Source organism: Sphingobium indicum B90A (assembly GCF_000264945.2).
GTDB classification, from domain to species: Bacteria; Pseudomonadota; Alphaproteobacteria; order Sphingomonadales; family Sphingomonadaceae; genus Sphingobium; species Sphingobium indicum.
This window is the reverse complement of sequence record NZ_CP013070.1, coordinates 2626772-2653713: the sequence shown is the minus strand read 5'-3', so window position 1 is coordinate 2653713 and position 26942 is coordinate 2626772. Positions and strand designations below refer to the sequence as shown.

Here is a 26942-nt window from a genome sequence, read left to right as displayed (position 1 = left end):
GGGGCGACATGACCGGCCGGGGTGACCAAGACCCCAGCCGGTCAATCCGGTGTCAGCCTTAGCTGATCAGCTTCAGCACGCCCTGCTGGCTCTGGTTGGCCTGCGCCAGCATCGCGGTCGAGGCCTGGCTCAGGATCTGCTGCTTGGCGAGCGCGGTCGTTTCGGCCGAGAAATCGGCGTCCTCGATGCGGCTGCGGGCGTCGGTCAGGTTGGTGACGTTGGCCGTCAGGTTGTTGACCGTCGATTCGAGGCGGTTCTGCGCGGCGCCCAGGTCTGCGCGCTTCGTCGCAACCGTTTCCAGCGCCGTGTCATAGACGGCGAGGTCGGCAGCCACGAAAGCAGGGGCGGCCACGGTGCCGCTCAGCGCGCCGCCGGTGGCGGTGGCGACAGCGGACAGGTCGAGCTGACCCAGGGCGATGGAAACCGTGTCGGTGCCGCCGGCGCCGGCCTGGATGTCGATCGTGGCCGGGGCTGCGGCGGAGAACAGCATCTTGCCGTTGAATTCGGTCTTGCTCAGGACCGAGTCGATCTGCTTGGCGAGCTGGTCGATTTCATTCTTGATGTTGCCCTGCGACTTCACGTCGTTGGTGCCGTTCAGGCCCTGAACGGTCAGTTCACGCATGCGCTGCAGCATGTTGCCGACTTCGCCCAGCGCGCCTTCCGCCGTCTGGGCGAGCGAGATGCCGTCATTGGCGTTGCGGATGCCCTGGGTCATGCCGCGAATCTGCGAGGTCATGGTCGACGCGATGGCGAGGCCGGCGGCGTCGTCCTTCGCGCTGTTGATGCGCTTGCCGGTCGACAGGCGTTCCATCGCGGTGCCCAGGGCCTTGTTGGCCATGGCCGAAGCATTGGTGGCGCGCAGCGCCGAGGAGTTGGTTCCGATAACAGTCATGATAATCCCTTTCCGTTCACTATCAGGTCGCTGCCATCAGGCTGCTTGCGGCCTCGAAAGGGGATAACGGCGCCGGGAAAAAAGCTTTTAGGGCCATTGCGATTTTTTCTGCTATTTTATTGAAAAGGCCCGGAAACCGGGCGTTCGCGGCCTTTGGCGGGCACCGCCGCATATATATATGCCGGCGAAAAGTTCCGGCCGTCCGGAAAAAAATTGCCGTTATGCGGCAAGGACTTTGCCGCATTAACCATATGATAACCACATTGGGGCAGTCCTGAACCATCGAAGGGGTCAGGGGCGTGCGGGGGCACAAGCCGGCCAAAACATGGGGACAAGTTCATGTCATCTCTGGACGTGAGCCAAGGAGTCTGCGCGCTCGTTCCGGGCCTGCGGCACTGGCTGGAAAATGCGTTCTTTACCGTCCGGATCGTGGACGCCCAGAGCCCGCGCGAGCGGGATGATCGGCGCGTGCTGCTGGCCACCGAAATCGGTCACGCGACCCATCGCGACATATTGATCAACCTGGTCGACGGGGCGCCTTCCCTGGTGCCCGCTGCCAACGGCCTGCCCGCCCGCGTGGCGTTCGGCCTGGAGGATATGGGCTTCGCCTTCGCGCTGATCGCGGAACTGGCCCGCCCGGCGGCGGTTCCGGCGGTGGGCGACAATGCCAGCACCCGCCTGATGACGTTGGCCGGGCGCGTCGCCCGCAGCGACGCCACCGTGCTGATCCAGGGCGACACCGGCACCGGCAAGGAAGGCATGGCGCGCTTCCTCCATGCCCAGTCGGGCCGCGTGAGCCGCGACTTCATCGCCGTCAACTGCGCCGCCCTGCCCGAAACCATGATGGAAGCCATGCTCTTCGGCCACAAGAAGGGCAGCTTCACCGGCGCGGCCCAGGCGTCGGAAGGGCTGTTCCTGGCGGCGGACGGCGGCACCCTGTTCCTGGACGAAATCGCGGAACTGCCGCTGGCGCTGCAGGCGAAGCTGCTGCGCGCCCTGCAGGAAGGCGAAGTGCTGCCTGTGGGCGCGACTCACTCCATTCCCGTCAATGTCCGCATCATTGCCGCCTGCAACCGCAACCTTGCCGCCGAAGTCGCCGCCGGGCGCTTCCGCGAGGATCTCTACTGGCGGCTCAACGTCATGCCGCTGGAGCTGCGCCCGCTGGCCGAGCGTCCGGGCGACGTGACCGCCATCGCCGCCGCCATGCTGCTGCGCTCGTCGGATGCGGCGAAGGACGCCTTCGTCTGGCCGACCGCCGCGGCGCTGGAAAAGCTGACCGCCCATGTCTGGCCCGGCAATGCCCGCGAACTGGGCAATGTGCTGCAGCGCGCCGTGGTCCTGCGCGACGGCGACCGGATCGAGCCTGCCGACCTGCACATCACCGGCGCGCCGCAGCTTCGCATCGTGGAGCAGGTTCTGGCGCCCGCCGATCCGATCCGCCTGCGCGACGTGGCGCATAACAGCAAGCTGGAGGCTGTCCGCGCCGCGCTGCGCGAGACGGACGGCCACCGCGCCGCCGCCGCCCGCAAGCTGGGCATTTCCGAACGCACGTTGCGCTATCGGCTCGCCGAAATGCGCGAAATCGCGGCTTAAAGGGGGTAGGGCGCAATGACCGGAATTTCTCCGACCGACAGCGTGATGGCGATCCGCAACGCCATCCTCCAGAAGAACGCCGCGCTGCGCGATGTCGCCCAGACCGGCAATGTCGGCGCGGGTTCCGCCGTCGGCACCAACGGCGCAACCGCGCCGGGCGGCTTCACCGACGCGCTGAAATCGGCGCTGGAGCAGGTGAACGGCCTGCAGAACCAGGCGGGTGAAGCAGCCGCCTCGTTCGAACGGGGGGAAACCACCGACATCGCCGGGGTCATGCTGGCCAAGCAGCAGGCGTCGGTGAGCTTCGAAGCCACCCTTCAGGTCCGCAACAAATTGCTGTCCGCCTACAAGGACATCATGAGCATGCCGGTGTAATATGAGCGAGAACGCACTCACCCCCTCCGTCGGCGGCGCCGCCGCTCTCCCCGCCACCAGCCCCGCCTCTTTCGGAGGCGCGAAGGGCGTCGACGCGCTGAAGGCGCGTTTCACCGGCTTCATGAAGCAGCCTGCGGTGGCGAAAAGCCTGCCGCTGCTGGGCCTGCTGGGCGTCGTCGCCACGGCGGGCGCGGCCTGGCTGGCGCTGCGCGAACCGCCGCAGCGCGACCTGTTCCGCGCCCTGCCCGATGCCGACAAGTCGGCCGTGGCGCAGGTGCTGGACCAGAATGGCATCCGCTACGATTTCGACAATAGCGGCGGCATGACCGTCGGCGAGGACGATTATTTCAAGGCGAAGATGATGCTCGCCGCGCAGGGCCTGCCCAAGAGCGCGCCCGACGGCAACAGCATGATCGACAGCCTGCCCATGGGCGCCAGCCGCGCCGTCGAGGGCGAAAAGCTGCGCTCCGCCCGCGAAATGGACCTGGCCCGCACCATCGAGGCCATCGACAGTGTGGAAAGCGCCAAGGTGCACCTGGCGGTCGAGCCGCCCAGCGTCTTCCTGCGCGAGCGGTCGAAGCCCTCCGCATCGGTGATGCTGCGCCTCGCCTCCGGCCGGTCGCTGACCGACCAGCAGGTCAGCGCCATCGTGCATCTGGTCGCTTCCTCCATCCCGGAACTCAATCCGGAGGATATCTCGGTCGTCGACCAGAATGGCCGCCTGCTCAGCAATAATGACGGCAATGCCGCCGACGACCGTCAACTGGCCGTGCAGACCCGGATGGAGGATCGCTATCGCCAGTCGGTGATCGCGCTGCTGACGCCGATTTTGGGCGCAGGCAAATTTTCGACCGAGGTGCATGCCGAACTGAACTTTGCCGAGCGTCAGGCGACTCGCGAAACCTATCCGCAGGATGAAGCCCGTCTTCGCAGCGAGCAGGGTACATGGGCATCCGACCCGCGTGGGCAAGGCGCCGGTGGCGAGGCAAGCGGCATTCCGGGCGCGCTCAGCAACCAGGCGCCGGTCAACCCGACCGTCACCCAGACCAATCCCAACGGACAGGCCGTTGCCCAGGGCACGGAAAGCGCGCAGACCGCCGCCCAGCCCGGCACGCCGGGCAATCCGCTCATGAAGACCGAGGAGACGTTCAACCGCAGCTTCGAACTGGGCCGCGAGGTTTCCGTCACCAAGGACGCCGTCGGCACGGTGAAGCGCCTGTCGGTCGCCGTCGCGCTGGACAACGGGCCTGACGGCAAGCCGCGTTCGGCGCAGGAAATCGCCGCCCTGGAGGCTCTGGTGAAGGGCGCGGTCGGCTTCGACCAGGCGCGGGGTGACGTGGTGGCCCTGTCATCGCGCAGCTTCGCCAAGGAGGAAGTGGTCGAGGCCCCCTGGTATGAGGCCCAATGGGTGTCGCCGCTGGTGCGCAACGTCTCCGCCTTGCTGGTCGCGCTGCTGCTGATCTTCGGCATCGGCCGCCCGCTGCTGAAGCGCCGCGCCGCCGCCCAGGCCGCCGCCGCCGAACAGATCGCCGTCCAGGGCCAGAAGATCGGCCGGGAAATCTCCACCGAGATCGGCCGTCAGGCGACGGCGAACCCCGACGGGTCGACGCCGATCACGCTCGACATGATCTCCTCCACTTATGATTACGCCCAGCGCGCCGACCTGATCCGCAATTTCGTGAAGCAGGATCCCGACCGCGCCGCCCTGGTCGTCCGCGACCTTCTAAAGGAAGGGAAGAAGGAAAATGCCTGACGCCGCCACCGCCCCGGCGCTGAAGGGCAGCGCCGCCGCCGCCGTCCTGCTGATGCTGTTTGACGAGGACGAGGCCGCGCAGATCCTGTCCCGCCTGGAGCCTGACGAGGTCCGCCAGCTTGGCTATGCCATGTATGACGTGGCCGACGTGCAGGTCGAGGAAGTCAACGAGGCGCTGGACCATTTCGTCACAAAGGCGAAGAAGCGCACCACCATCGGCTATGGCGCGACCCGCCATATTCGCGGCGCGATGACCAAGGCGCTGGGCGAGGAGCGGGCGGAGAACATGCTCGCCCGCATCACCCCGCCGACCCGTTCGACCCAGCTTGAGATGCTGAAATGGATGGACGCCAAGGAGATCGCCTCCCTGATCGAGGCGGAGCATCCGCAGATCATGGCCATCGTGCTCGCCCATCTGGAGGCGCCGATCGCCGCCGACGTGCTGCAATTGCTGCCGACCGAATATCAGGAGGAGATCGTCTATCGCATCGCCACGCTCGGCCCCGTGTCGAACGAGGCGCTGGACGATCTGGAGCAGCTCCTGCTGCGCGGCAACATGGCCAAGAAGCAGGGCGGCGCGTCTCAGCGCGGCGGCACGGTCGAGGCGGCGGCGATCATGAACAATGTCCGCAAGGACAATGAGCAGCGCATCATCAAGGCGCTGGCCAAGCGGGACAAGATGGTCGCGCAGACCATCGAGGAGGAGATGTTCGTCTTCGACAATCTGATCGACATGGACGACAAGAATCTCGGCACGCTGATGCGCACCGTCGACAGTTCGATCCTGGTGGTCGCGCTGAAGGGGGCGAACGACATGCTGAAGGCCAAGATATTCGGTTCCATGTCGGCGCGCGCCGCCCAGGCCATCGCCGACGAGATCGAGGAACGCGGGCCGATCCGCCTGGCCGAGGTCATCGACGCGCAGAAGCTGATCATCGCCACCGCCCGCCGCATGGCGGATGCGGGCACCATCATGCTGGGCGGCAAGGGGAATGATTTTGTCTAAGCTCTGGACCAATGCCGACGTCGCCAGCGTGCCCCTGGGCGGCATGGGTCAGGTGACGAGCGGAGGCTTCCGCAGCCGGTTCACGCCGATGCATGCCCCGTCCGGACAGGCGATGCACGACAGCGTGCCGGAAACCGAGGAAGACCTGCTGGAACAGGCCCGCATGGAGGCCTTCGCCATGGGTTTCGATGAAGGCAGTCGCGTGACGGCGGAGGCCAATGCGACCGACGCCGACGCGCGCCGCCGCCTGGCCGAAGCGCTGGAACTGCTGACGCCCGCGCCCAGCGGCATGCTCTCCACCATGCTCTCCGCCACGGTGGTGCGGCTGGTCGAGCAGATCGTGGGCGAGGTGGAGATCGACATCGAACGGCTGCTCCAGCGGTGCGACAGCGTGGCCGCCTTCATCGAGGAAAATGACGAAAAGGGCGCGCTGCACCTGCATCCCGACGACATCGAACTGCTGGAGGGCGAAAGCATCGGCGTGAAGCTGGTGCCCGACGGGGCGATGCAGCGCGGCTGCGTGCGCCTGGAAACGGCGGACGGCTGGGTCGAGGACGGGCCGGATGTGCGCCTGTCCCGCCTGCGCGCCCTGCTGGACGACATGGAGGGCAAGGCCTGATGATCCGCGCCGCGCTGGCCCAGGCGGAAACGCTGTTCGACCATATGCAGGTGCAGAACCGCGCGCCCCGCCATGTCGGCCGTCTGGTCAGCCATGATGCGGGGATGCTGGAAGTCACCGGCTTCCGCCGCCCCATCGGCGCGGGAGCGCGGCTGATCGCTTCGGACGGCACCATCTGCCGCGCCGAGGTGGTGGGCTTTCGCGGCGACAGGACGCTGCTGGTGCCGCTGGACGCGGACGCGCCGCTGGAAAATGGCGCGCGGGTGGAGCCGGACAGCCAGGCGACCATGGTGCAGGTGGGCGAGGGCCTGATCGGCCGCGTGATCGACGCCATGGGCCAGCCGCTGGACCGCAAGGGGCCGATTATCGCGGGCGGTAGCTGGCCATTGAACGGGGTCAAGGGCAATGTGCTCGACCGGGGCCGCGTGACCGAGCCTTTCGACCTTGGCGTGCGCGCCGTCAACGCGCTGCTGACCGCCGGGCGCGGCCAGCGCATCGCCATCATCGCGGGTTCGGGCGTGGGCAAGTCGGTGCTGATGGGCCAGATGATCCAGGGCGCCGAGGCCGACATCGTCGTCGCGGGCCTGATCGGGGAGCGCGGCCGCGAGGTCAGCGATTTCCTGGAAACCAAGCTGAAAGGCGCGATGCGCAAGAGCATCGTCGTCGCCGTCCCCGCCGATCATCCGCCGGTGCTGCGCCTGCGCGCCGCCGCGCGCGCCACCGCCATCGCCGAATATTTCCGGGCGCGGGGCAAGAAGGTGCTGCTGCTGATCGACAGCCTGACCCGCTGCGCCCATGCGCAGCGCGAGATCGGCCTTGCCCTGGGCGAACCGCCCGCGATGAAGGGCTATCCGCCCTCCGCCCTCGCCCTGATCCCGCGTCTGGTCGAGCGCGCCGGCGTCGATGCGCGCAGCGGCGGATCGATCACCGCGCTTTATACCGTGCTGGCCGATGGCGACGATACCGACGATCCCATCGTCGACGCCGCCCGCGCCATCGTGGACGGGCATTTCGTGCTGTCCCGCCATTTGTCGGAACAGGCGATCTTCCCGGCCATCGATGTCGGCAAGTCGCTGTCTCGCGTCATGGCCGATGTGGTGCCGGACGAGCATCGCATGGCGGCCGCCGCCTATCGCCGCCTCTGGGCCGCCTATGAGGAGAATCGCGACCTCATCCTGATGGGCGCCTATCGCCCCGGCAACGATCCGGTGATCGACGAAGCCGTGCAGCGGCGGCAGGAAATCCTCGACTTCATCCGGCAGGATCAAAAGAGCTTCATCGACCTCGACACCAGCGCCGCCGCCCTGATCGCCGAGTTCGGCGCGTGAAGGGGGAGGTCGCCCGCCGCCAGCGCGTGCTGCGCGTCCGCCATGTCCAGCATGCCATGGCCGTCGCCGAAACCGCCCGCGCCCGCGACGAGGCGGAGGGTATCGCCCGCAACGCCCAAAGGCTGCGCAATGTGCGCAACGATCTTTTTACCGGCCAGGGCGTCGCAACTGGCGCGAATTTTGCAGCGATGCAGGAACTGGCGGGCCGTCTGGAACAGGCGGGGCGTCAGTTGGATGGTGCGCTCTACGATGCGCGCCGCAAGGTGGAGGCCAAGGAAGGCCTTTCCCTGGCGGCCAATCGGGATCGCGAAATCGCCGTGAAGCTCAAGGATCGCGCCCGCGCGGACCTGGAGGAATGGCGGGAGAACAAGTTGGCGGCCCTGCCGCGCTATCGCCGGATGCAGAGGACAGGAGATGTCTGACGTGAACATGCTGACGAGCCTCAAGGCGCTGCTCTTTTCCTCGGCGGCGACGCCCATGCCCGCCGACGGCGCGGCTGCGTCGGCCGTGCCCGCGGAAGGGGCGGCGGATTTCGCCAAGCTGCTGAACGGCACGATGGACGCCAAGCCGGACGCGCAGGAAAGCGCCGGGATCGCGGGCCTGCCGCAGGAAATTGCGCCCATGGTCGCTGATGACGCCGAAGGCGTGGAGGTCGCGCCGGCCAAGGGCGGCAAGTCCGATGCTGCCGATGCGCAGGGCGAGACGCCTTCCCCCTTGCCCTTCGGCCTCGCCAACGCATTGAGGGCGGTGCAGGGCCATCGCAAGGATTCGCTGCCCCTGCCGCCCGGACTTGCCAGGAAGATCGACGCGCCGGCCGAGCCCGCCGTCGAGGGGACGGTGCCTGCGCCGAATACCGACTCTGTCGAGGAGGTCGCGGCGGAAATGCCTGTTCCGGTGTTGGTCGCGATGGAAGAGGGCGAGGTCGAGGCGCCGGAACTGCCGATCCTGACGCCCGATCCCCCGGCCAAGGCCGCGCGCCCCGGCAAGGAAGCCAAGCCGGAGAAGGCGGAGGCCTTGCCCGAAGCCGCTGCGGTGGAGCATGCCGACGAGCCGGCGGAAGCCGAACCGAGCGGCAAGGACAAGCCGAAGGAGCAGGCCGAGGCGACACAGGCTCCGGCAATGGTCGTCGCCGCTGTCCAGACGCCGGCGCTGCAAGGCGTTCCGGTGCCGCCGCCGACATCGGCGGCCGCGGCCCCCGAAATAGTGTCCGTCCAGCCGGAAAGCGGCAAAAATCTGCCGGCAGCGGCGGCGCCATTGCCGCCCCAGATTGCCGGACAGCCGGTTACCGCTCAGCCGCCGGTTGAAAAAACTCATGTGGCAAAAGGCCCCGTTCAGCCTGCCGTTGCAGCGCCTGCGGCATCGGCCGATCACGCGAAAGGCCCTGTCGCCGATCCGGCTTCCGACCGCATCCCGATGAAGTCCGAGGCGCTTGCCCTGCTCCAGCTGGTCCGCGATCAGGTCGCCGCTCGCCAGCCGGGCACGCCGGTCCGCGCCGGGGAACCGCTCGCGGCCCGCGTCAAAACGGGCAGCGCCGCCACGCCGGTCGAGGCTGCTCCGACGCATAGCGCCCAGCATAACCCGGTCGATGCCGTGCCGCAGATGCCGCTCGCCCAGCTTGCTTCCGCCCCCTCTATCCCGCCGGTCGTGGCGCCGCAGCCAGTCGACCTGTCCGCCAGCCTGGGCGCGCAGATTGTCGACATGGGCGTTTCCGGCCAGTGGATCGACGGGCTGGCCCGCGAGATTGCCGGGCTGTCCGCGAACGGCGCGCAGGGCCGGTTCCAGATCAACGCCGACCAGCTTGGCGCCGTGCAGGTGGACATCCGCCAGGGCAGCGACGGCGCGGCGGTCAGCCTGACCGTCGCCAGCGAAGCCGCCGAAATGGCGCTGCGCCAGGACAGCGACCGGCTGCGCATCGACGCGGGCCTTTCGGCGGTGCGCATCGCCGAGGTGAAGATCGAGCGCATGCCGCATGTGGCCGAGGCCGCGAAGGCGGACAGCGCCAATCAACAGCAATCCTCCCAGCAGCAGGGCTCCCAGGGCGCGAACGCATGGGCGAACAACGGCCAGAACATGGCGCAATCCCAGGGACAGGCCCAGGGCCAGGGGCGTTGGCGTCCGCAGGAAAATAGCGCGTTCGCCGCTAAAAATTCCGGCGATCCGGCCGTTCTTAACCATGACGAGCTGCGCCATGCCGGCAATCCCGCCGCGCGCGCGCGCTATGCCTGACGACATGGATTGCGGGGGATTTTGACCGATGAGTGACGACGCCAAGCCGAAGAAGAAGAAGAAGGGCGGGGGCATGAAGATGATCCTGCTCATCGTCATCGCCATGGTCATTGGCGGGGCGGGTGCGGCCGGCGGTCTCTATGCCGCCGGTTTCTTCAGCCCGAAGGAAGAAGGGCCGAAGGAAGATCCGAACAAGCCCGTGCTCGTGCTGGCGGGCGAAAGCGCCGAGGAAGTGGCGAAGGCCCATGGCTATGCCGGCGGCGAGGGCGGCGGTCATGAGGGCGGCGGCGGTCATGCCCCGAAGGGCGCCCATGTCCCGGCCAAGGGCATCGACCTGCCCAGCCCGGCCAATCCGGCCGCCTATCAGGCGACCTATTTCCAACTCCAGACGCCCTTCACCTCCAACATGTCGGATACGGACGCCTTCGCGCAGATTTCCATTGCGGTGTCGACCTATTACGACATCCGCGTGGTCGAGGCGATCAAGGCCCATGAGATGGCGATTCGCAGCCAGGTTCTGATGATGCTGGCCGAACAGCCGGTGGAGGCGCTTTCGATGCCGGAGGGCAAAAGGGCGCTCCAGGCCAAGATCAAGACCGTCATTAACGACATTCTGAAGCAAAAGACGGGCTATGGCGGCGTCGATAACGTTTATTTTACCAATTTCGTTATTCAATAGGGATGCCTGAACGCGCGGGAAGTCCCCCGCCTGGACCGGCAGGGGACTGAAATGACCGACGTTCAAGCCTACGCCTTCGGGCGGGGGGAATCTCAGGCGCCGTTGATGCTGTCGGGGCTGGACCGGCTGGGCGAAAAGCTCGGCCGGCGTCTGCGCGCCCTGATCGAGCCGATCGCCGGGGCGCGCCCGCATGTCGTCGCGCAGGATGCGCGCGCGCTGGAATTCGGCGCCTGGGCGCATGAGGTGCCCGGATCCGCCAGCATCGGCGTCTATCGCCTGGCGCCGCTCAAGGGGCAGGTGCTGCTGCGGCTCGACGCGGAGATGATCTCGACGCTGGTCGATTGTTTCTATGGCGGGATCGGCAACCGGGCCTTGCCGCCGCGCGGAGAGTTCACCCCTACCGAAGATCGCCTGATCGCCCGGATTTCCGAGGCCTTCATTGCCCGGATGGTCGAATGCTGGAGCGACATGCTGGCCCTGGAGGCGGGCCTGATCGTCCGGGAAACCGGCATCGGCTTTGCCGCCGCGGCCCAGCCGGGCGAGCAGATGGTGCTGCAACGCTTCCTGATCAGCATCAGCCGCGATGCCGAATGGCCCATCGACCTGCTGTTCCCGCTGTCCTCGCTGCGCGCCGTCGAGCCGTTGATGGGCAACCGCATCCCGGTGGACGACGAACGCGCCGACCCGGTGTGGCAGGCCCGCATCGCCCAGCGCATGCGCGAAATTCGCCTGCCCGCCCGCACCGTGCTGGCGCGTCCCGACCTGTCCCTGGCGGAGCTGATGCAGCTCAAGGCCGGCGACATCATTCCCGTCACCATCAACCGCAGCCTGCCGCTGATCGTGGGCGACCGCATCGTCGCGCATGGCTCCATCGGCGAACAGGACGGCCGCGCCGCATTCCAGATCGAAAAGCTAGCACAGGAAACCGGACAATGAGCGACATGAGCGAAGCCCCACGCATCGACGGCGTGGGCGAGGACAGCATTTCCCGCATGGTGAACAACCGCCAGTTCCGGTTGCTGGCGGACATTCCGGTCCGCATGTCGGTGGAGGTCGGGTCGACCTCGCTCCGGCTGGCGGAGGTCATGGACCTCAGCGAAGGCAGCGTCGTGGAACTGGACCGCCAGGCCGACGACCTGCTCGACATCATGGTCAACGGCGCGCTGATCGCGAAGGGAGAGGTGGTGACGGTGAACGGCCGCTACGGCATCCGCATCGTCGAAATCGCGGCCGCCGAAAGCCGGCTGGCGGGCGTCGAGCGGCGCGGCTGAAGCGGGCGGCTGATTTACCGCTTGCCTTGCGCGGCAATCTTTCGGAACGGATGACGCATTAACCATCTTCGCGGAAAGCGCTCATGACCTGGTATTTCGTCAAGCTGCTGATTTTATTACCGCTGGTCGGCGGCATGGCCTTCGGCGCGCTGTGGCTGTGGCGCAAATATCAGCCCGGCATGATGGCCGGGCAGAATGATCGGTCGCTCAAACTGCTGGAAGCGCTGCCGATGGGAACGTTCGGCAAGCTCGCCGTGGTGGAGTTCGAGGGGAAGAAGATCCTGCTTTCCGTGACGCGGGGACGGATCGAGAAGATCGCGGAAGGCGACAGCTATCGTGCCGGGCGCTGACGTTTTTCCCGCGGTGGCGTCCGGACGTGAGGTCGGGAAATGGATTCCCGCCTTCGCGGGAATGACGAAATTGCTGTTGGCGGCGCTGCTGCTCGTGGCGCTGTTCGTCGCCATGCCCGCCTTCGCGCAGGCCCTGCCTGCCGCTCCGGCGCCTGTCGACAATGGCGGCGCATTGAGCCGCGCCATGGGGCAGATCAGCGGCGACGGCCGTTCGTTGTCATTGTCGCTGCAGATCCTGATCCTCATGAGCCTGCTGACGGTGCTGCCGTCGCTGATCCTCATGATGACCAGCTTCACCCGCATCATCATCGTGCTGTCGCTGCTGCGCCAGGCGCTGGGGTTGCAGCAGACGCCGCCCAACCAGGTGCTGGTCGGCCTGTCGCTGTTCCTCTCGCTGTTCGTGATGCGGCCCGCCATCGACCAGATCAACGCCCAGGCCTTCGATCCCTATGGCAAGGGCCAGATTTCCATCGAGGAAGCGGTGGGCCGTTCGGGCAAGGTGCTGCACGGCTTCATGACCAAGCAGACGCGCGAGACCGACCTCAAGCTGTTCCAGAATCTGGCCGAGGCGCCCGCCTTCCGCACACCTGCGGACATTCCCTTCTCGATCCTGCTGCCCGCCTTCGTAACGTCGGAACTGAAGACGGCGTTCCAGATCGGCTTCATGATCTTCCTGCCGTTCCTGATCATCGACCTGGTGGTCGCGTCGACGCTGATGGCGCTGGGCATGATGATGCTGTCCCCCACGATCATTTCCATGCCGTTCAAGCTGTTGCTGTTCGTGCTGGTGGATGGATGGGCGTTGACCATGGGGTCGCTGGCGGGGTCGTTCGCGACGTGATCGTGCCGCCTCCCTCTCCACCGCTCGGGCTGAGCCCGTCGAAGCCTCAGGCCGAGCGAAGCGAGGCCATGCAGAAGGCTTCGACAGGCTCAGCCCTGCCCTTCGACAAGCTCAGGGCGAACGGATCGGAGGTGATCTGATTCATGGAAAACGCCGATTTCTTCATGGGCCTTGCGCAGCAGGCGCTGTGGATCACGGCGCTGGCGGCGGCGCCGATCCTGATTCCGGCGCTGGTCGCGGGCGTCGTGATCGGCATGGTGCAGGCGGCGACCTCCATCAACGAACAGACGCTGGCCTTCATCCCCAAGATCATCGTCGTCGGCGCGATGCTGGTGCTGTTCGGCGGATCGATCATGGTGCTGATCGCCGATTTCACGCGCGAGATTTTCGAGCGCATTCCGGACCTGCTGCAATGATCGCGCCGGGCTTCGCAAATGTCGAAGTCCAGCTATGGATCTGGCTGATCGCCATGATCCGGCCCGGCGCGGCGTTCATCGCCGCGCCTGTCTTCGGCGCGCCTGCCGTGCCGCTGCAACTGCGGCTGATCCTGTCGCTGGCGCTGGGGATGGCGGCGCTCAACAGCGTGCATATCGTGCTTCCCGCCGACGGCGTCGCCAGTTTCCAGGGCGTCATGCTGGTGGCGGGCGAAGTGCTGGCGGGCCTCGCCATCGGCTTTGCCGTGCAGATCGGCTATGCTGCCGCTTTGGTCGCGGGCGAAGCCATCGGCAACACCATGGGCCTCAATTTTGCGGCGATGGTCGATCCCTCCTCCGGCCAGGCGACGCAGGCGGTGGGGCAGTTTCTTTCCATCCTCTCCACCTTCCTGCTGCTCGCCATGGACGGGCATCTGATGCTGGTGAGCTTCGTGGTGCAGAGCTATCAGGCGCTGCCGCCGGGTGGCGCGATGCTCAGCAACGATGCGGTCTGGCACCTCATTGAATTTGGCGGCGCGCTGCTCGGCGCGGGCGTCACCATCGCGCTGCCGGTCGGCTTCGCGCTGGTGCTGGTGCAGATCGTCATGGGCATGCTGGCGCGCACCGCGCCTGCGCTCAACCTCTTTTCCGTGGGCATGCCGGTGGCGCTGATGGCAGGGCTGATCCTGCTGGCCGTCACCGCGCCGATCATGGGGGAGGGGATCACCGCCGCGCTCAAGGCCGGGCTGGACCAGGCCCAAGCCATCGCGGAAGGGCGCTGAACCATGGCGGAGAGCAATGGCGGCGGCGAAAAGACCGAAAAGCCGACAGCCAAGAAACTGAAGGACGCCGCGGAGAAGGGCGACATACTCCAGTCCCGCGACCTCGCCACCGCGTTGGTGGTGATGGCGGGCATCGGCTGGATCGCCGTCACCGGGCCTTCGATGGTCGAATCCCTGTCCGACATGCTGATAGAGGCGCTGCGCTTCCGCCGGGAGGACATCGTCAATTTCGCGCCCGCTGACCGGGGTTTCGCCTTGCTGTCCGGCATCGCCCTGCCGGTGGCGGGGATCATGCTGGCGACCCTGCTGGCCGCCATCGCCGGACCGGCGCTGTTGGGGTCGCTGGGCTTTCGTCCTGGCGCCTTCGCGCCCAAGGCGTCGAAGCTCAATCCCGCAGCGGGCCTCAAGCGCATGTTCGGCATGCAGGGCCTGATCGAACTGGTGAAATCCATCGCCAAAGTGTCGCTGCTGGGCGCCATCGGCGTCTGGATGATCTGGGACCGGCTGACGGAGATTGTCGGGCTGGGCAAATCGGGCCTGGCCCCCGCCATGGCGGACTTGGGCAATATGTTCATCATGACCTGCCTGGTGATGGCGGGCGGCCTGTTCCTGATCGCGGGCATCGACGTGCCCGCGCAGCTCATGCAGCGTTCGAAACGCCTGTCGATGACCAAGCAGGAAATCAAGGACGAGCATAAGGAGAGCGAAGGCTCCCCTGAACTGAAGGGCCATATCCGCCGCAAGCAATATGAGGTGCTGAGCGGTTCGACGCGCAAGGCGGTGGCGGAGGCCAGCGTGATCATCACCAACCCGACCCATTTCGCCGTCGCCCTGCGCTACAAGCCGGGGCAGGACGCCGCGCCGGTCGTGGTGGCGCGGGGCTGCGACGCCATCGCCGCGGCGATCCGCGAACTGGCCGACCAGAATGGCGTGACGGTGCTGCAATATCCGGAACTGGCCCGCGCCATCTACTTCACCTCGCGCGCGGGGCAGATCGTCAATGAAGGGCTGTACATGGCGGTCGCGACCGTGCTCGCCTTCGTCTTCCGGGTGGAAAATCGCCTGGCGAGCGAAATGGATCGTCCGTTCATCACCGTGCCGGACGATCTGCGCTTCGACGCGGAAGGCAAAAAAACGGCTTGATAATCAACGATTTCATAAAAATACCTCGTCCTTAACTTAAGTTTAGGACTGAATATCCGTATAATCTTCGCGGGGACGCATTAGGATGTGCGTCATGAACAACTATATTTCGCGGACTGAACTGTCGGTGGAGCGCAGCGCGACCCGCGCGCCGTCCGCCGTGTCCGCGATTCAGCCGGTTTCCTCTTCCGGCACCGCGCAGCAGGGCGACCATTCCCCCCGGCATTCGATGGCGCAGGATCAGGCAGGCGCGGAGGAAAGCATCGCCACCAGCGCCGAATATGCCAAGGTGCATGCCCGCATAGCCGACATATTGGGCGAATTGCGCAGCTTGGGCGGCGCGGCGACCGTCGATGGGGCGGCCGACGAAATCCAGTCGATGCTGCCGACGCCGCAGGTTCTGGTTCCCCTGCCCCCGGCCTCCAAGGAAGCGGTGGAAAGCACGATCCGCATCGCCAAGCGCATCGCCGAGCAGGCCGCCTATGCCCATGCGGCGCAGGCCAATATCCGCCGCGGCGCGGTTGACCAGATTCTTTCTCCGGGCGTTTGAGCGGGGTTGGTCGCGGAGCTTTCCGCTCCGTTCGCAAGCGCGCCACTTCAGGTGGCGTGGACGAAACCGGCGCTCGTCGGACTGGGCGGTTTGGGTGGTTCCTCCTTTCGTCACCCCGGATCAAGTCCGGGGTGACGGAGGTTGATGGCCGTAATTGGCCATTCCCGGCATTTCCGAATGCGTCGCGGGTGAGGATAGCGCTGGTTCCCGCCTCCCCTCATGAAAATCATTCCTAAAGGTCTTCGCGCTAGGGCCGTTCTCTCTCTTGAAAGGACGGTCAATGACTTCGGTGAGCAGCAGCATCTTGACGGCGCTAGGCGCGGGATCGGGCATCGACACCGCGTCGCTGGTCTCCAGCCTGGTCAGCGCCACCAAGGAACCGCGCCAGGCGGCCATCACCAACCGCCAAACGCTCAACAGCGCGAGGATTTCCGCGCTGGCATCGGCCTCCAGCTCGCTCGACACCTTTGCCGATGCGCTGAACAGCCTGCTCGCAGGCACCGGCTATTCCGGCACGCCGGCGTCCAACGACCCCAGCATCGCTTCGGTGAGCGCGCTGCCCGGCGGCACGCCGACCGGCCTGCCCGCGCAGATCGAGGTGCGCCAGCTTGCGGCCAGCCGCACCCTGGTTTCCGCCGTCAACGCCAATCAGGACGCTGCGCAGGGGGCTGCGGCCACCGTCGGCATCGGCGAATTGTCGCTGAAGGTCGGTAACGGCAACCCCGTTTCCATCACGATCACCGCGGCCAATAACAGCTTTACGGGCCTGGCCGCCGCCATCAACGGTTCGGGGGCGGGCGTGACCGCGACCGTCGTCACCGATTCGCAGGGGACGCGCCTGATGCTGAAGGGGCCGACCGGCGCGGCGAACGACTTTTCGCTTACCACGGTTTCCTCCACGACCGACGGGACGACGGGCGCGGACCTTTCCCAGTTCGCCTTCTCCGCAACGACCCCGCCTGTGGGCAGCAGGATGAGCTCCGCCACAGAGCCCAAGGACGCGGTCATCCTGCTCGACGGCGTGGAGCAGCATTATGCCGGCAACACCATCGACGGCGCGATCCCCTATCTGCGGATCGACCTCAACAAGGCGGCGCCGGGGACCAATGTCACGCTGGCCACGACGGAGCCGACCACCTCGATGCGCGACCTGCTGGTCGAGTTCGTCGACGCCTACAACACGCTGATGAAGGCGCTGAACACGGCTACCTCGACCGGCACGGACCAGTCCAACGCGGGCGTGCTGAACGGCGAATCGTCCATCCGCGACATGAAGCGGCAGCTTTCGCAGATGGTGTCGGCTGAGCTTGGCGGCACGGGCGCCTACAGGACGCTGAACGATCTGGGCGTCAGCACCAATCGCGACGGCACGCTGTCGCTCGACACCAAGGCGCTGGACAAGGCGATCGCGGCCGATCCGAAGGCGATCACGCAATTGCTGAACCCGTCGGTCAGGACCGCGACCAATATCGGCCTTGCCGGGCTGATGGACAGCGTGCGCGACAATATCAAGAAGGATGGCGGGCCGCTCGCCGCCACGCAGGGCAAATATGAGAAACTGGCCAAGGAACTGGCCGATCAACTCGACAAGCTCGACATGCAGATGACCAATTATCAGGAGCAGCTCACCAAGGTCTATTCGGCCATGGAGACGCGCCTGTCGGCGTTGAAGGCGACGCAAAGCTATCTCCAGCAGCAGGTCGCTCTCTGGACCAAGAACGACAATTAAGGGGTCGGAATATCATGTTCTACAATCACGGCGGGTTCGGCGGCACGGCAGCGGCGCGGCGCTATGCGGCGGTCCATTCGGGCAGCCGGATCGAGGGGGCGACGCCCCATGCGCTGGTCAAGCTGCTGTTCGACGAGCTGCTGCTGGCGCTGGACGCCGCCGCGCTGGCGGAACGCAATGGCGACCGGCTGAAGGTTTCCGACAAGCAGGCCCGCGCCATGTCGATCCTCTTCGCGCTGGAATCGAGCCTGGACTTCGACAAGGGCGGAGACATCGCCACTGGCCTGGCGCAAATCTACCGTGAAGCCCGCCGCCTGCTGCTGGTCGGCGCCAAGGAGCATGATGCCGCCCCGGTCGATCAGGCCCGCCTGATGATCGGCGAGATCGCGGAGGCGTGGAACCAGATCGGCTGACGGCATCCACGGGGTTGCGCCTTCAAAGGCGCCCCTGTATAGGCACCGCTCGCAAAGGGCGGCCCGGCGGGGGCCGCCTTTTTGCGTTTCGGACTTTGTTTGCATCAGCCCAGAAAGGGAAGGACCATGTCGATCACGCCGCTCATGCCCGTTTACCCCCGGTGCGATGTACGCCCGGTCCGAGGCGAGGGCTGCTACCTGATCGGGGAGCGCGGCGAGCGCTATCTGGATTTCGCCAGCGGCATCGCGGTCAACCTGCTGGGCCACGGCCATCCCAAGCTGGTCAAGGCGATTGCCGATCAGGCCGCGACGCTGATGCACACGTCGAACCTCTATGGCATGCCGCTGGGCGAGAAGTTCGCGCAGCGTCTGGTCGACACGACCTTCGCCGACACGGTGTTCTTCACCAATTCGGGCGCGGAGGCGGTGGAATGCGCGATCAAGACGGCGCGCCGCTACCATTATGCCAATGGCGAGGCGCACCGGCACAAGATCATCAGCTTCGACAACGCCTTCCATGGGCGGACGCTGGGGACGATCTCCGCCACCAGCCAGCCTAAGATGCGCGACGGCTTCGAGCCGCTGCTGCCCGGCTTCACCGTGGTGCCGTTCAACGATCTGGAGGCCGCGACGGCCGCCGTCGATGACAATACCGCCGGTTTCCTAGTGGAGACGGTGCAGGGCGAGGGCGGCGTGACCCCGGCGACGCAGGCGTTCCTGTCCGGCCTGCGCAAGCTGTGCGACGACCACGGCCTGCTGCTGATCCTGGACGAGGTGCAGTGCGGCTATGCCCGTACCGGCACCTTCTTCGCCCATGAGCAATATGGCCTGACGCCCGACATCATGGCGGTGGCCAAGGGCATCGGCGCGGGCTTCCCGCTGGGCGCCTGCCTCGCGACCGAGGAAGCGGCCAAGGGCATGGTGTTCGGCACCCATGGGTCGACCTATGGCGGCAATCCGCTGGCCATGGCGGTCGGCATGACCGTGCTGGACGAGGTGCTGGGCGAAGGTTTCCTGGACCATGTGAAGAGCATGGGCGCGCGCCTGCGCTCGGCGCTGGAGCAGCTCATCCCCAATCACGACATGTTCGAGGATGTGCGCGGCCTGGGCCTGATGCTGGGCGTCAAGATGAAGAGCGATTATGACGCCCGTGCCTTCGTGGCGCATCTGCGCGACAATCATGGCCTGCTGACCGTGTCGGCGGGGCAGAATGTCGTGCGCATCCTGCCGCCGCTGGTGATCGAGGAAAGCCATGTCGCGGAATGCGTCGAGAGGCTTTCCGCCGGTGCGCGGAGCTTTGCGGAGGCTGCGGCCTGATTATATCCCCGTTCGTGCTGAGTAGGGGCTGAGCGAAGTCGAAGCCTGTCCTGAGCGCCTGCCTTGGCAGGCAGTCGAAGGGACCCGTATCGAAGCATCAGTCCTTCGATACGCCACTTCGACAAGCTCAGTGGCTACTCAGGACGAACGGTAGTTTGGGGGCGAACCTTCCAATGACCAATCATTTCCTGAATCTGAGTGACGCGGGCGGCGATGCGATCGCCGCCATGATTTCCGACGCCATCGACCGGAAGGCGGCGCGCCTTGGGCAGCCCAAGGGCAAGGCCGATGCCGACGCGCCGCTGGCCGGGCACACGCTGGCGATGATCTTCGAGAAGAATTCGACCCGGACGCGCGTTTCGTTCGACATGGCGATCCGCCAGTTGGGCGGCACGTCGCTGATCCTGGACGGCGCGACCAGCCAGCTTGGCCGGGGCGAGACCATCGCCGACACCGCTCGCGTGCTGAGCCGCATGGCCGACGCCATCATGATCCGCACCGACGATCATGCGAAGATCGAGGAAATGGCGCATCACGCGACCGTTCCCGTGATCAATGGCCTGACCGACCTGTCGCATCCCTGCCAGATCGTCGCCGACCTGCTGACCGTGGTGGAACATGGCGTGGCGCTGCCCGGCAGCCAATGGGCATGGCTGGGCGACGGCAATAATGTGCTCCATTCCATCGTCGAGGCGGCGGGGCTGATGAAGTTCGGCGTGCGCATCGCCGTGCCGGAGGGCTATGATCCCGATCCGTCCTTCGAAGCCGAAGCGCAGGCTCGTGGGGCCACGATCACCCGCACCCGCGATCCGCAGGCAGCGGTCGCGGGTGCGGACATCGTCGTCACCGACACCTGGATCTCCATGGGTCAGGCCCATGCCGAGGAGAAGCTGGCGGCGATGATGCCCTATCAGGTGACGCCCGAATTGATGGCGCTGGCCAAGCCGACGGCGAAATTCCTCCACTGCCTGCCCGCTCATCGCGGCGAGGAAGTGGTGGAAGCGGTGATCGACGGGCCGCAATCGGTGATCTGGGACGAAGCGGAAAACCGCATCCATGCGCAGAAGTCGGTGTTGCTGTGGGCATTGGGGCGGCTTGGCTGACGCTAAATCCTCCCTACGCGCAGCGTGGGGAGGGTCGAAGAGAGGCACGTGACTCTCTTCGACGTCGGCGTAGCCGATGGTGGAGGGGAAATTCGGAGGTCGTGCCTCTTCCCCTCCACCACCGCTTTCAGCGGCGGTCCCCCTCCCCATCTACCGATGGGGAGGAATAGGAGGGGCCTGCTCTCCACCCAACCCACCCGATTTGCAAGCGCGTCCATCGCCGCCTATCTAACCGCCTTTGCATGACCGGCCCGTCCAGCGGGCCGCACGGAGCCTGATTTGACCCCTTCCCCCACCCTCGACCAAGCCTTGGGCTTCACCATCCCCTCCCGCCATGCGCGGGGGCGGATCGTGCGGCTGGGGCCGGTGCTTGATGACGTCCTCGCCGCCCACGCCTATCCGCCGCAGATCGAACGGCTGCTTGCCTCCGCGCTCGTGCTGGCGGCGTTGCTCGGCTCGACGCTCAAGGATGCGGGGGGGCAGCTCACGCTCCAGGCGCAGACCGAAAATGGCGTCGTCAGCCTGCTGGTGGCCGATTACAAGGGCGGCGAAGTGCGCGGCTATGCCAAGTTCGACGCCGACCGGCTGGCCGAGCTTGGCCCCGATCCGACGCTGTTCGGCCTGTTCGGCAAGGGTTATCTGGCGATCACCTTCGACCAGGCGGTTTCCGGCGAGCGCTATCAGGGCATCGTCCCGCTCGATGGCGAATCGCTGGCCGACGCGGCGGAGCATTATTTCTTCCAGTCCGAACAGATCCCCAGCATCATCCAGATCGCGACCCGCCACGATCCGGGCCAGGGGTGCCTGGCCGCCGGCCTGCTGCTCCAGCACCTGCCCGAGGGCGAAGTCGAGCGCGAACGGCTGCATGTCCGCCACGACCATCCGGAATGGGAACATGTCCAGGCGCTGGCCCATACGCTGAAGGATGCGGAACTGACCGACAGCGAATTGCCGCTGACCGACATCGTCTGGCGCCTGTTCCACGAAGAGGAGGAGGTGCGCGTCACCGATCCCGCCGCGATCAGCAAGGGGTGCCGTTGCGACCTGGATCACATCCGCAGCGTCATCGGCCGCTTCCCGGCGGCGGAGCGGGCGGACATGGCGGATGATCAGGGCATTATCGGCGTCGATTGCGCCTTCTGTTCGCGCCTCTTCCCGGTCGCGCTCGCCAGCTTCGCGGAGGAATGAGCGGGCATTTCCCCCATTGCTATCAAATTGCCGCAATTGACGGGCAAGGCTGATGCGGATCAGCAACGATCGACAGGGGGATCGGAATGACGGCAATGCTGCGCGCCCTTGGCGCGGCGATGGCGATGATGGCGGCAGTTCCCGCCGTGCAGGCGGCGGCGCCCGCGCCACGCCTGGCCAAGGGATTGGAGACAGGCGAATGGGAATTGCGCGGCCGGGGCGAGGGCGGCGCGCGCAGGCTCTGCGTGTCCAGCCTCAGCCAGCTTCTGCAAAGTCGCCACGCCGGCCATGCCTGCAAGAACTTTACCGTCAGCGACGCCGCCAACAGGCTGGTCGTCACCTATGAATGCGGCGCGGCGGGCAATGGCCGGACCGACCTGCGCGTCGAAACGTCCCGGCTGGTGCAGATCCAGTCGCAGGGGATCGCCGACGGCGCGCCCTTCGCCTTTGCGCTGGAAGGGCGTTGGATCGGCGCCTGTCATTGAATGCGCGCGGCTTGCGCTGACGCGTCGGGAGGCGTAGCGCGGCGCTATGGTTGCCCATAACGGAAAATTCGCCGTCGTCCTGCTGTCCGGCGGGCTCGACTCCATGGTGGCGGGCGGGCTGGCGCGCGAGGCCGGCTATCGCCTGTTCGCCCTGTCGATCGACTATAACCAGCGCCACCGGCTGGAATTGCAGGCGGCGGGGCGCGTCGCAGCGGCGCTGAACGCCATTTCGCATATCGTGCTGCCGCTGGACCTGACGGCCTTTGGCGGTTCCGCGCTGACCGCCGACATCGCCGTTCCCAAGGGGGGCGTCGGCGCGGGCATCCCGATAACCTATGTGCCGGCGCGCAACACGATCTTCCTGTCGCTGACCCTGGGCCTGGCCGAGGTGGCGGGCGCGAACGACGTGTTCATCGGCGTCAACGCGCTGGATTATTCCGGCTATCCCGATTGCCGGCCGGAGTTCATCGACGCCTTCCAGAAGATGGCGGCGCTGGCCACCAAGGCGGGGGTGGAGGGCCATCCGATCCGCATCAACGCGCCGCTCCAGCATATGAGCAAGGCGGACATCGTGCGCGAAGCCTATCGGCTGGGGCTGGACACGGGATTGAGCTGGTCCTGCTACGATCCGACGCCGGACGGCAGGCATTGCGGCCTGTGCGACAGTTGCCGACTGAGGTCCAAGGGTTTCGTGGAAGCGGGCCTGCCCGACCCCACCGTCTACGCGGTGAAGCCCTGACGCCATGAGCTACGCCGTCAAGGAAATGTTCCTGACCCTGCAGGGGGAGGGCGTCCATGCCGGGCGCCGGGCGGTGTTCCTGCGCTTTGCGGGCTGCAACCTGTGGAGCGGGCGGGAACAGGACCGGGCGAGCGCGATCTGCCGCTTCTGCGACACGGATTTCGTCGGGACGGACGGCGACGGCGGCGGCAGGTTCGCGGATGCGAAGGGTCTGGCCGACGCTGCGCTGGCCTTTTGGGGGGAGGGGCGGGACGGGCGCTATATCGTGCTGACCGGCGGGGAACCGATGCTCCAGGTCGACGACGCGTTGGTCGACGCGCTCCATGCGCGCGGCTTCGCCATCGCGATCGAGAGCAACGGCACCCTGCCCGCGCATCCGGGGCTGGACTGGGTCTGCATCAGCCCCAAGGCGGGAAGCGAGGTGGTCCAGCGCAGCGGCAATGAGCTGAAGCTGGTCTGGCCGCAGCCGGGGCAGGGGCACAGCCTGGCCGATGTCGAGGATATGGAGGGCTGGGCCTTCGACCACTGGCTGGTGCAGCCGCTGGACGATCCCAAGGCTGCGGACAATGCGCGGGCGGCGGTGGAACTGGTGATGGAACGGCCGCGCTGGCGGCTCAGCCTCCAGTCGCACAAATATCTGGGATTGCGGTAGAGGGGGGGTTTAGGTGGCTTCCCGCCACTCTTCCCTTGTCGCCCTCTCTCTCTTCGTCGCCCCGGGCTTGACCCGGGGTCCCGCTTCTTTCCAATGGAGCGCCTGTTCCAAGACAGCGGGACCCCGGATCAAGTCCGGGGTGACGCAAACTGATGACGGGAAGTGGCCAACCCCGCCATCAATGGCCTCAGGGCTGCACCCCGATCTTCTGGTTCCACGCAAGCTGGCAGGCGGGCAGCATCTTGCCCTTCTTCCAGCATTTGGGATCGAAGGAGGGCAGGGTCAGCGAATAGCTGCGACCCGGATCGCCGTAGAATTGCTCGCCCGCCAGGACCAGCGACTTCTTGATCGATCCCAGCCCGCTCCGCGCCACGTCGTTCAGCGTGCCCCGCTGGGCGAAGATCGCCTGCCGCCCCACCAGCGCCGCCGCCTGGCAGAAGCCGCGTTGCGCCTGCACCGTCGAATAGCCCGAATAGATGCGCGTGCCATATTGGTCCGACGCCATCTGGCCGGGCTTGCCCTTCCCGACCGTGCGCTGGAAATAGCCGAGCAGCGTCGCCTGCGCCGCATCCAGTTCGGCGTCATGATGGGCGATCATCGCGTTGTAGTTGCTGATCGACAGCAGGGTAGGCTCGAACTGGCATTGCAGCGCCGCGACGTTCAGCGCCGCGCGCAGGTTCCACACCAGCCCGGCCTTCACCTCCGCCGCGGTTGCGCCCGGCAGGCCCAGCGCGGTCGCGGCTTCGGCGTCGGTCAGGGGCGGGGTCGAGAAATCGGGCGGCGACCAGAAGAATTGCGCGGCGGTCGGTTGCGCCGTCAGCGCCGCCCCCATCGCGGCCAATCCCAATGAGGCGCGGCGTCCGATGGAACGGCCCATGAAACGCGATGTCATCCTGATCCCTCTTCGAAACGGGCGTTGCGAACTATGCTTCGCCCGTCTGTATCATGCCTGAACGCGGATGCCAGCCTATTGATCCGACAGCACTTCGGTATCGGTCGCGGGCTTGTCCTCGCTTTCATTCCTCGCCGCCGCCGGAGCGGCCGCATTGTCGCTGCGGTTGGCGGGCACGGCCATGGCCACGCCCTCGCTCTGCACGCCGTCCAGGTCGGTCATGGCGTCGGTCGCCGTGCCGTCCACCACTTCCAGATTGTTCATCGGGACAGTGGTTCCGCTTTCCTTCTGGCTGCCGCATCCCGCCAGCGCCATGCAGCCGGCCGAAACCAATATTGCCATTGTCGTCTTGACGTCAGGACGCATCCGGGTCTCCTAAAGCGTTGCAGCATGCCCGGCAGCCCCCCACCTGGCGAAAGCCGCGACCCTAGCGGCCCGTCCCGCATTGCTCAACCCCCGCTCCATCTGCCGCCGGGCACCGGCGCAGGCGGCCGAGAAAGGCCGGGAAATGCCGGGCAAGCGCCGAGTCCAGCTCGGTCATCGATGCCTTCACGCCCAGCGCGGCCATGCTCGTCACAGGATATTCGGCCAGGCCGCACGGCACGATGCCTCCGAAATGGGACAGGTCGGGATCGACATTGATCGAAAAGCCATGAAGCGTGATCCAGCGCCGCACCCGGATGCCGAGGGCGCCGATCTTCGCCTCCCGCCCCTGGGCATCGTCGGTCCAGATGCCGATCCGTCCCTCCGCGCGCCGGGCCGCTATGCCGAAATCGGCCAGCGCATCGATCATCCATCCTTCCAGATGGTGGACGAAATTGCGCACGTCCTTGCCCCGATTCCGCAGGTCGATGTTGAGATAGCCGATGCGCTGGCCCGGCCCATGATAGGTATAGCGTCCGCCCCGCCCCGCATCGTGCACCGGAAAGCGCGGGTCGAGCAGTTCGGCCGGATCGGCGCTGGTTCCGGCCGTGTAGAGCGGCGGATGTTCGAGCAGCCAGACCCGCTCTGCGGCCTGCCCCTCGAAGATCGCGGCGGCCCGGCCTTCCATCTCGGCCAGCGCCCGGGGGTAGTCGACGGGCGCGCTTTCCACGCGCCATTCCACGCTGGGGGCGGCAGGGGCTTGGGCTGGGGATGGCGAGGACATGGCGCTTCCTTGACTTGGGCAGAGCGAGCGATCAAGTCTCCTCCGCGATTTTCAGAGCATCGGGTAGAGAACAGGGCGTAGAGATATGGCGACAATGTCCATCGGCAAGGCGTGGGAGGAGGCGGTCGCCTTCGTCGCGCGCGAAAGCAGCCTGCTGTTTCCCGTCGCCCTGCTGTTCGTCGCCCTGCCGGGCCTCATCCTGCAGGAGATGACGCCGCCGGAACTCGCCAAATGGAACCTGTCGGAAACCACCATGCCGCAGGTGCCGGGCAGCTTCTGGCTGGCGATGATGCTGGCGATGATCATCATCGGGTTCGGATCGCTGACCCTGTTGGCGCTCGCCCTGCGCCCGGGCATCAGCGTGGGAGAGGCGCTGCGGCTGAGCTTTGCGCGGCTTCCGGTGCTGCTCGGCGTGGCGCTGGTGGTCGCCGGTTTCCTGGCCGGCGCGGTGATCGCCGCCACCCTGGCGGTGACGATCCTGTCGCTCATCGCCAAGCCGCTGGGCGCGACGCTGGCGCTGCTGCTGGGCGCGGGCGTGGTGGCCGCGACGATTTTCGCAAGCGTGCGGCTGCTGTTGCTCAATCCCGTGGTGATCGACGGAACGGAAGGTGTCATGGCTTCGCTGCGCCACGGCTGGGCGCTGACCAGGGGGCATTTCTGGCGGCTATTCGGCTTCATCCTGGCGCTGACGCTGCTGTCGGCGATCGTCGGGGGCGCGGCGCAGGCGGTGTTCGGCCTGGTCGGGGCGTTGATCGGCGGGCAGGCCGGCGGCCGGCTGATCGGCGGGGTGGCTGCCGCTGCCGTGTCGACGGTGGTGCAGGTCTATATGCTGGTGATGCTGGCGCGGCTGTACCGTCAGGCGGAGGGCGACTGACCCAGCATCGGCACATGCGGCGCGGCGTCGGGCGGCAAAAGCCCCGCCAGCCGCGGATCGGCGAAGATTTCCACCTCCCGCCGGTAGGGCACGAAGCCTGACTTGCGATAAAATCCCAGGGCGGCGGGGCTGTCCAGCGTGCAGCTATGCACCCAGAAACGCGTGACCTCCTTGCGCCAGGCCAGCGCCTTCGCCTGCGCCATCAGCCATCGGCCCAGCCCCTTGCCGGTCAGGTCGGGGATCAGCCCGAAAAAGGCCAGTTCGCAATCGGGCAGCGACCGGAAATCCAGTTCCAGCAGCCCCACCTCCACTCCGCGCGGGTCGGTCACGGCGTAGACCTCTACCGCGGGATCGTGGATGATCGCCGTCAGCGCGGCGTCGTCCATCGCCAGGCGGGAAAACCACAGCCACGGTTCCCCGACGCGCCGGAACAGGGCGCGATAGGCGTCGGGCGCGGGCGCCTTCCACGGCGCCAGCCGCAGCGGGGCGGGCGGGATAGGCGCGGGTTTCGGCCGCTCCCGCATTTCCAGATGGGTGACGATGGTCGCGATCCGGTCGTCCGGAACCGGCGTCAGGCCCATG

At 66.6% G+C, this 26942-nt stretch carries 31 protein-coding genes; 26 read left to right on the top strand and 5 right to left on the bottom strand.

Annotated features, from left to right (window positions below):
• Nucleotides 1-58: 58 nt before the first annotated feature.
• Complete coding sequence (locus SIDU_RS12870) at nucleotides 59-892, bottom strand: flagellin N-terminal helical domain-containing protein (protein ID WP_007682615.1); 834 nt, start codon at nucleotides 890-892, stop codon at nucleotides 59-61.
• Between the two features lie 339 nt (nucleotides 893-1231).
• Here SIDU_RS12870 and SIDU_RS12865 point away from each other — a divergent pair, with 339 nt between their 5' ends.
• The 25 genes from SIDU_RS12865 to queE all read left to right on the top strand — a co-directional run bounded on the left by SIDU_RS12865 (nucleotide 1232) and on the right by queE (nucleotide 23447).
• The gene (locus tag SIDU_RS12865) at nucleotides 1232-2485 is read left to right on the top strand and encodes a sigma-54 interaction domain-containing protein (RefSeq protein ID WP_007682617.1); all 1254 of its coding nucleotides are present in this window, start codon (nucleotides 1232-1234) and stop codon (nucleotides 2483-2485) included.
• 15 nt (nucleotides 2486-2500) lie between these two features.
• Nucleotides 2501-2860, top strand: coding sequence for a flagellar hook-basal body complex protein FliE (gene fliE / locus SIDU_RS12860; protein WP_007682619.1), 360 nt, complete (start codon nucleotides 2501-2503; stop codon nucleotides 2858-2860).
• A 1-nt stretch (nucleotide 2861) separates the two neighbouring features.
• Nucleotides 2862-4613: a flagellar basal-body MS-ring/collar protein FliF gene (fliF, locus tag SIDU_RS12855; protein WP_073507153.1), complete on the top strand. Its 1752-nt coding sequence runs from the start codon at nucleotides 2862-2864 to the stop codon at nucleotides 4611-4613.
• Nucleotides 4606-5619 (top strand): flagellar motor switch protein FliG, encoded by a 1014-nt coding sequence (fliG, locus tag SIDU_RS12850; RefSeq protein WP_007682626.1) that lies wholly within the window; start codon nucleotides 4606-4608, stop codon nucleotides 5617-5619. Before fliF ends, fliG begins: the two co-directional genes overlap by 8 nt.
• Complete coding sequence (locus SIDU_RS12845) at nucleotides 5606-6238, top strand: FliH/SctL family protein (RefSeq protein ID WP_037510143.1); 633 nt, start codon at nucleotides 5606-5608, stop codon at nucleotides 6236-6238. The genes fliG and SIDU_RS12845 overlap by 14 nt, the downstream gene beginning before the upstream one ends.
• On the top strand, nucleotides 6238-7566 hold the full coding sequence (locus tag SIDU_RS12840; protein ID WP_007682628.1) for a FliI/YscN family ATPase: 1329 nt from the start codon (nucleotides 6238-6240) through the stop codon (nucleotides 7564-7566). Before SIDU_RS12845 ends, SIDU_RS12840 begins: the two co-directional genes overlap by 1 nt.
• A complete protein-coding gene (locus tag SIDU_RS12835; RefSeq protein WP_007682629.1) occupies nucleotides 7563-7988 on the top strand; it encodes a hypothetical protein in 426 nt (141 codons plus the stop codon). Before SIDU_RS12840 ends, SIDU_RS12835 begins: the two co-directional genes overlap by 4 nt.
• Nucleotides 7981-9792, top strand: a complete 1812-nt coding sequence (locus SIDU_RS12830) for a flagellar hook-length control protein FliK (RefSeq protein ID WP_037510145.1) — start codon at nucleotides 7981-7983, stop codon at nucleotides 9790-9792. The genes SIDU_RS12835 and SIDU_RS12830 overlap by 8 nt, the downstream gene beginning before the upstream one ends.
• Nucleotides 9793-9820: 28 nt before the next feature.
• Nucleotides 9821-10471 carry a flagellar basal body-associated FliL family protein gene (locus SIDU_RS12825; RefSeq protein WP_007682633.1) on the top strand — a complete coding sequence of 217 codons (651 nt, stop codon included), beginning with the start codon at nucleotides 9821-9823 and terminating at the stop codon, nucleotides 10469-10471.
• Nucleotides 10472-10522: 51 nt separating this feature from the next.
• Nucleotides 10523-11407: a flagellar motor switch protein FliM gene (locus SIDU_RS12820; RefSeq protein WP_007682635.1), complete on the top strand. Its 885-nt coding sequence runs from the start codon at nucleotides 10523-10525 to the stop codon at nucleotides 11405-11407.
• Nucleotides 11404-11742 (top strand): flagellar motor switch protein FliN, encoded by a 339-nt coding sequence (gene fliN / locus SIDU_RS12815; RefSeq protein WP_007682637.1) that lies wholly within the window; start codon nucleotides 11404-11406, stop codon nucleotides 11740-11742. Before SIDU_RS12820 ends, fliN begins: the two co-directional genes overlap by 4 nt.
• A gap of 83 nt (nucleotides 11743-11825) precedes the next feature.
• Nucleotides 11826-12092: a FliO/MopB family protein gene (locus SIDU_RS12810; RefSeq protein WP_007682639.1), complete on the top strand. Its 267-nt coding sequence runs from the start codon at nucleotides 11826-11828 to the stop codon at nucleotides 12090-12092.
• 61 nt (nucleotides 12093-12153) lie between these two features.
• Nucleotides 12154-12933: a flagellar type III secretion system pore protein FliP gene (gene fliP, locus SIDU_RS12805; protein WP_021224054.1), complete on the top strand. Its 780-nt coding sequence runs from the start codon at nucleotides 12154-12156 to the stop codon at nucleotides 12931-12933.
• A 143-nt stretch (nucleotides 12934-13076) separates the two neighbouring features.
• Nucleotides 13077-13349 carry a flagellar biosynthesis protein FliQ gene (gene fliQ, locus SIDU_RS12800; protein WP_007682643.1) on the top strand — a complete coding sequence of 91 codons (273 nt, stop codon included), beginning with the start codon at nucleotides 13077-13079 and terminating at the stop codon, nucleotides 13347-13349.
• Nucleotides 13346-14128 carry a flagellar biosynthetic protein FliR gene (fliR, locus tag SIDU_RS12795; protein WP_007682646.1) on the top strand — a complete coding sequence of 261 codons (783 nt, stop codon included), beginning with the start codon at nucleotides 13346-13348 and terminating at the stop codon, nucleotides 14126-14128. The genes fliQ and fliR overlap by 4 nt, the downstream gene beginning before the upstream one ends.
• A gap of 3 nt (nucleotides 14129-14131) precedes the next feature.
• Nucleotides 14132-15271 (top strand): flagellar type III secretion system protein FlhB, encoded by a 1140-nt coding sequence (gene flhB / locus SIDU_RS12790; RefSeq protein ID WP_007682649.1) that lies wholly within the window; start codon nucleotides 14132-14134, stop codon nucleotides 15269-15271.
• Nucleotides 15272-15365: 94 nt separating this feature from the next.
• Complete coding sequence (locus tag SIDU_RS12785) at nucleotides 15366-15821, top strand: hypothetical protein (protein WP_007682650.1); 456 nt, start codon at nucleotides 15366-15368, stop codon at nucleotides 15819-15821.
• 280 nt (nucleotides 15822-16101) lie between these two features.
• Nucleotides 16102-17550, top strand: coding sequence for a flagellar filament capping protein FliD (gene fliD, locus SIDU_RS12780; RefSeq protein WP_007682652.1), 1449 nt, complete (start codon nucleotides 16102-16104; stop codon nucleotides 17548-17550).
• Nucleotides 17551-17564: 14 nt separating this feature from the next.
• Nucleotides 17565-17963, top strand: coding sequence for a flagellar export chaperone FliS (locus SIDU_RS12775; protein ID WP_007682654.1), 399 nt, complete (start codon nucleotides 17565-17567; stop codon nucleotides 17961-17963).
• A gap of 126 nt (nucleotides 17964-18089) precedes the next feature.
• Nucleotides 18090-19280 carry an aspartate aminotransferase family protein gene (locus SIDU_RS12770; protein WP_007682656.1) on the top strand — a complete coding sequence of 397 codons (1191 nt, stop codon included), beginning with the start codon at nucleotides 18090-18092 and terminating at the stop codon, nucleotides 19278-19280.
• A gap of 173 nt (nucleotides 19281-19453) precedes the next feature.
• Complete coding sequence (argF, locus tag SIDU_RS12765; protein WP_007682658.1) at nucleotides 19454-20383, top strand: ornithine carbamoyltransferase; 930 nt, start codon at nucleotides 19454-19456, stop codon at nucleotides 20381-20383.
• Between the two features lie 279 nt (nucleotides 20384-20662).
• Nucleotides 20663-21571: an Hsp33 family molecular chaperone HslO gene (gene hslO, locus SIDU_RS12760; RefSeq protein WP_007682212.1), complete on the top strand. Its 909-nt coding sequence runs from the start codon at nucleotides 20663-20665 to the stop codon at nucleotides 21569-21571.
• A gap of 95 nt (nucleotides 21572-21666) precedes the next feature.
• Nucleotides 21667-22056 (top strand): DUF3617 domain-containing protein, encoded by a 390-nt coding sequence (locus tag SIDU_RS12755; RefSeq protein WP_007682213.1) that lies wholly within the window; start codon nucleotides 21667-21669, stop codon nucleotides 22054-22056.
• 46 nt (nucleotides 22057-22102) lie between these two features.
• A complete protein-coding gene (queC, locus tag SIDU_RS12750) occupies nucleotides 22103-22795 on the top strand; it encodes a 7-cyano-7-deazaguanine synthase QueC (protein WP_013041181.1) in 693 nt (230 codons plus the stop codon).
• Nucleotides 22796-22799: 4 nt separating this feature from the next.
• Nucleotides 22800-23447, top strand: coding sequence for a 7-carboxy-7-deazaguanine synthase (gene queE, locus SIDU_RS12745; protein ID WP_007682728.1), 648 nt, complete (start codon nucleotides 22800-22802; stop codon nucleotides 23445-23447).
• A gap of 187 nt (nucleotides 23448-23634) precedes the next feature.
• On the opposite strand, the gene SIDU_RS12740 is transcribed toward queE, so the two are convergent.
• The 3 genes from SIDU_RS12740 to lipB all read right to left on the bottom strand — a co-directional run bounded on the left by SIDU_RS12740 (nucleotide 23635) and on the right by lipB (nucleotide 25486).
• Nucleotides 23635-24339: a hypothetical protein gene (locus SIDU_RS12740; protein ID WP_007682726.1), complete on the bottom strand. Its 705-nt coding sequence runs from the start codon at nucleotides 24337-24339 to the stop codon at nucleotides 23635-23637.
• A 75-nt stretch (nucleotides 24340-24414) separates the two neighbouring features.
• Nucleotides 24415-24705 carry a hypothetical protein gene (locus SIDU_RS12735; protein WP_007682725.1) on the bottom strand — a complete coding sequence of 97 codons (291 nt, stop codon included), beginning with the start codon at nucleotides 24703-24705 and terminating at the stop codon, nucleotides 24415-24417.
• 61 nt (nucleotides 24706-24766) lie between these two features.
• Nucleotides 24767-25486 (bottom strand): lipoyl(octanoyl) transferase LipB, encoded by a 720-nt coding sequence (lipB, locus tag SIDU_RS12730; RefSeq protein WP_025772845.1) that lies wholly within the window; start codon nucleotides 25484-25486, stop codon nucleotides 24767-24769.
• A gap of 85 nt (nucleotides 25487-25571) precedes the next feature.
• Between lipB and SIDU_RS12725 the strand changes: the two genes are divergently transcribed.
• A complete protein-coding gene (locus tag SIDU_RS12725) occupies nucleotides 25572-26360 on the top strand; it encodes a hypothetical protein (protein ID WP_039979475.1) in 789 nt (262 codons plus the stop codon).
• Here SIDU_RS12725 and SIDU_RS12720 read toward each other — a convergent pair.
• On the bottom strand, nucleotides 26342-26941 hold the full coding sequence (locus tag SIDU_RS12720; RefSeq protein WP_007682719.1) for a GNAT family N-acetyltransferase: 600 nt from the start codon (nucleotides 26939-26941) through the stop codon (nucleotides 26342-26344). The genes SIDU_RS12725 and SIDU_RS12720 overlap by 19 nt on opposite strands.
• Between the last annotated feature and the right edge of the window lies 1 nt (nucleotide 26942).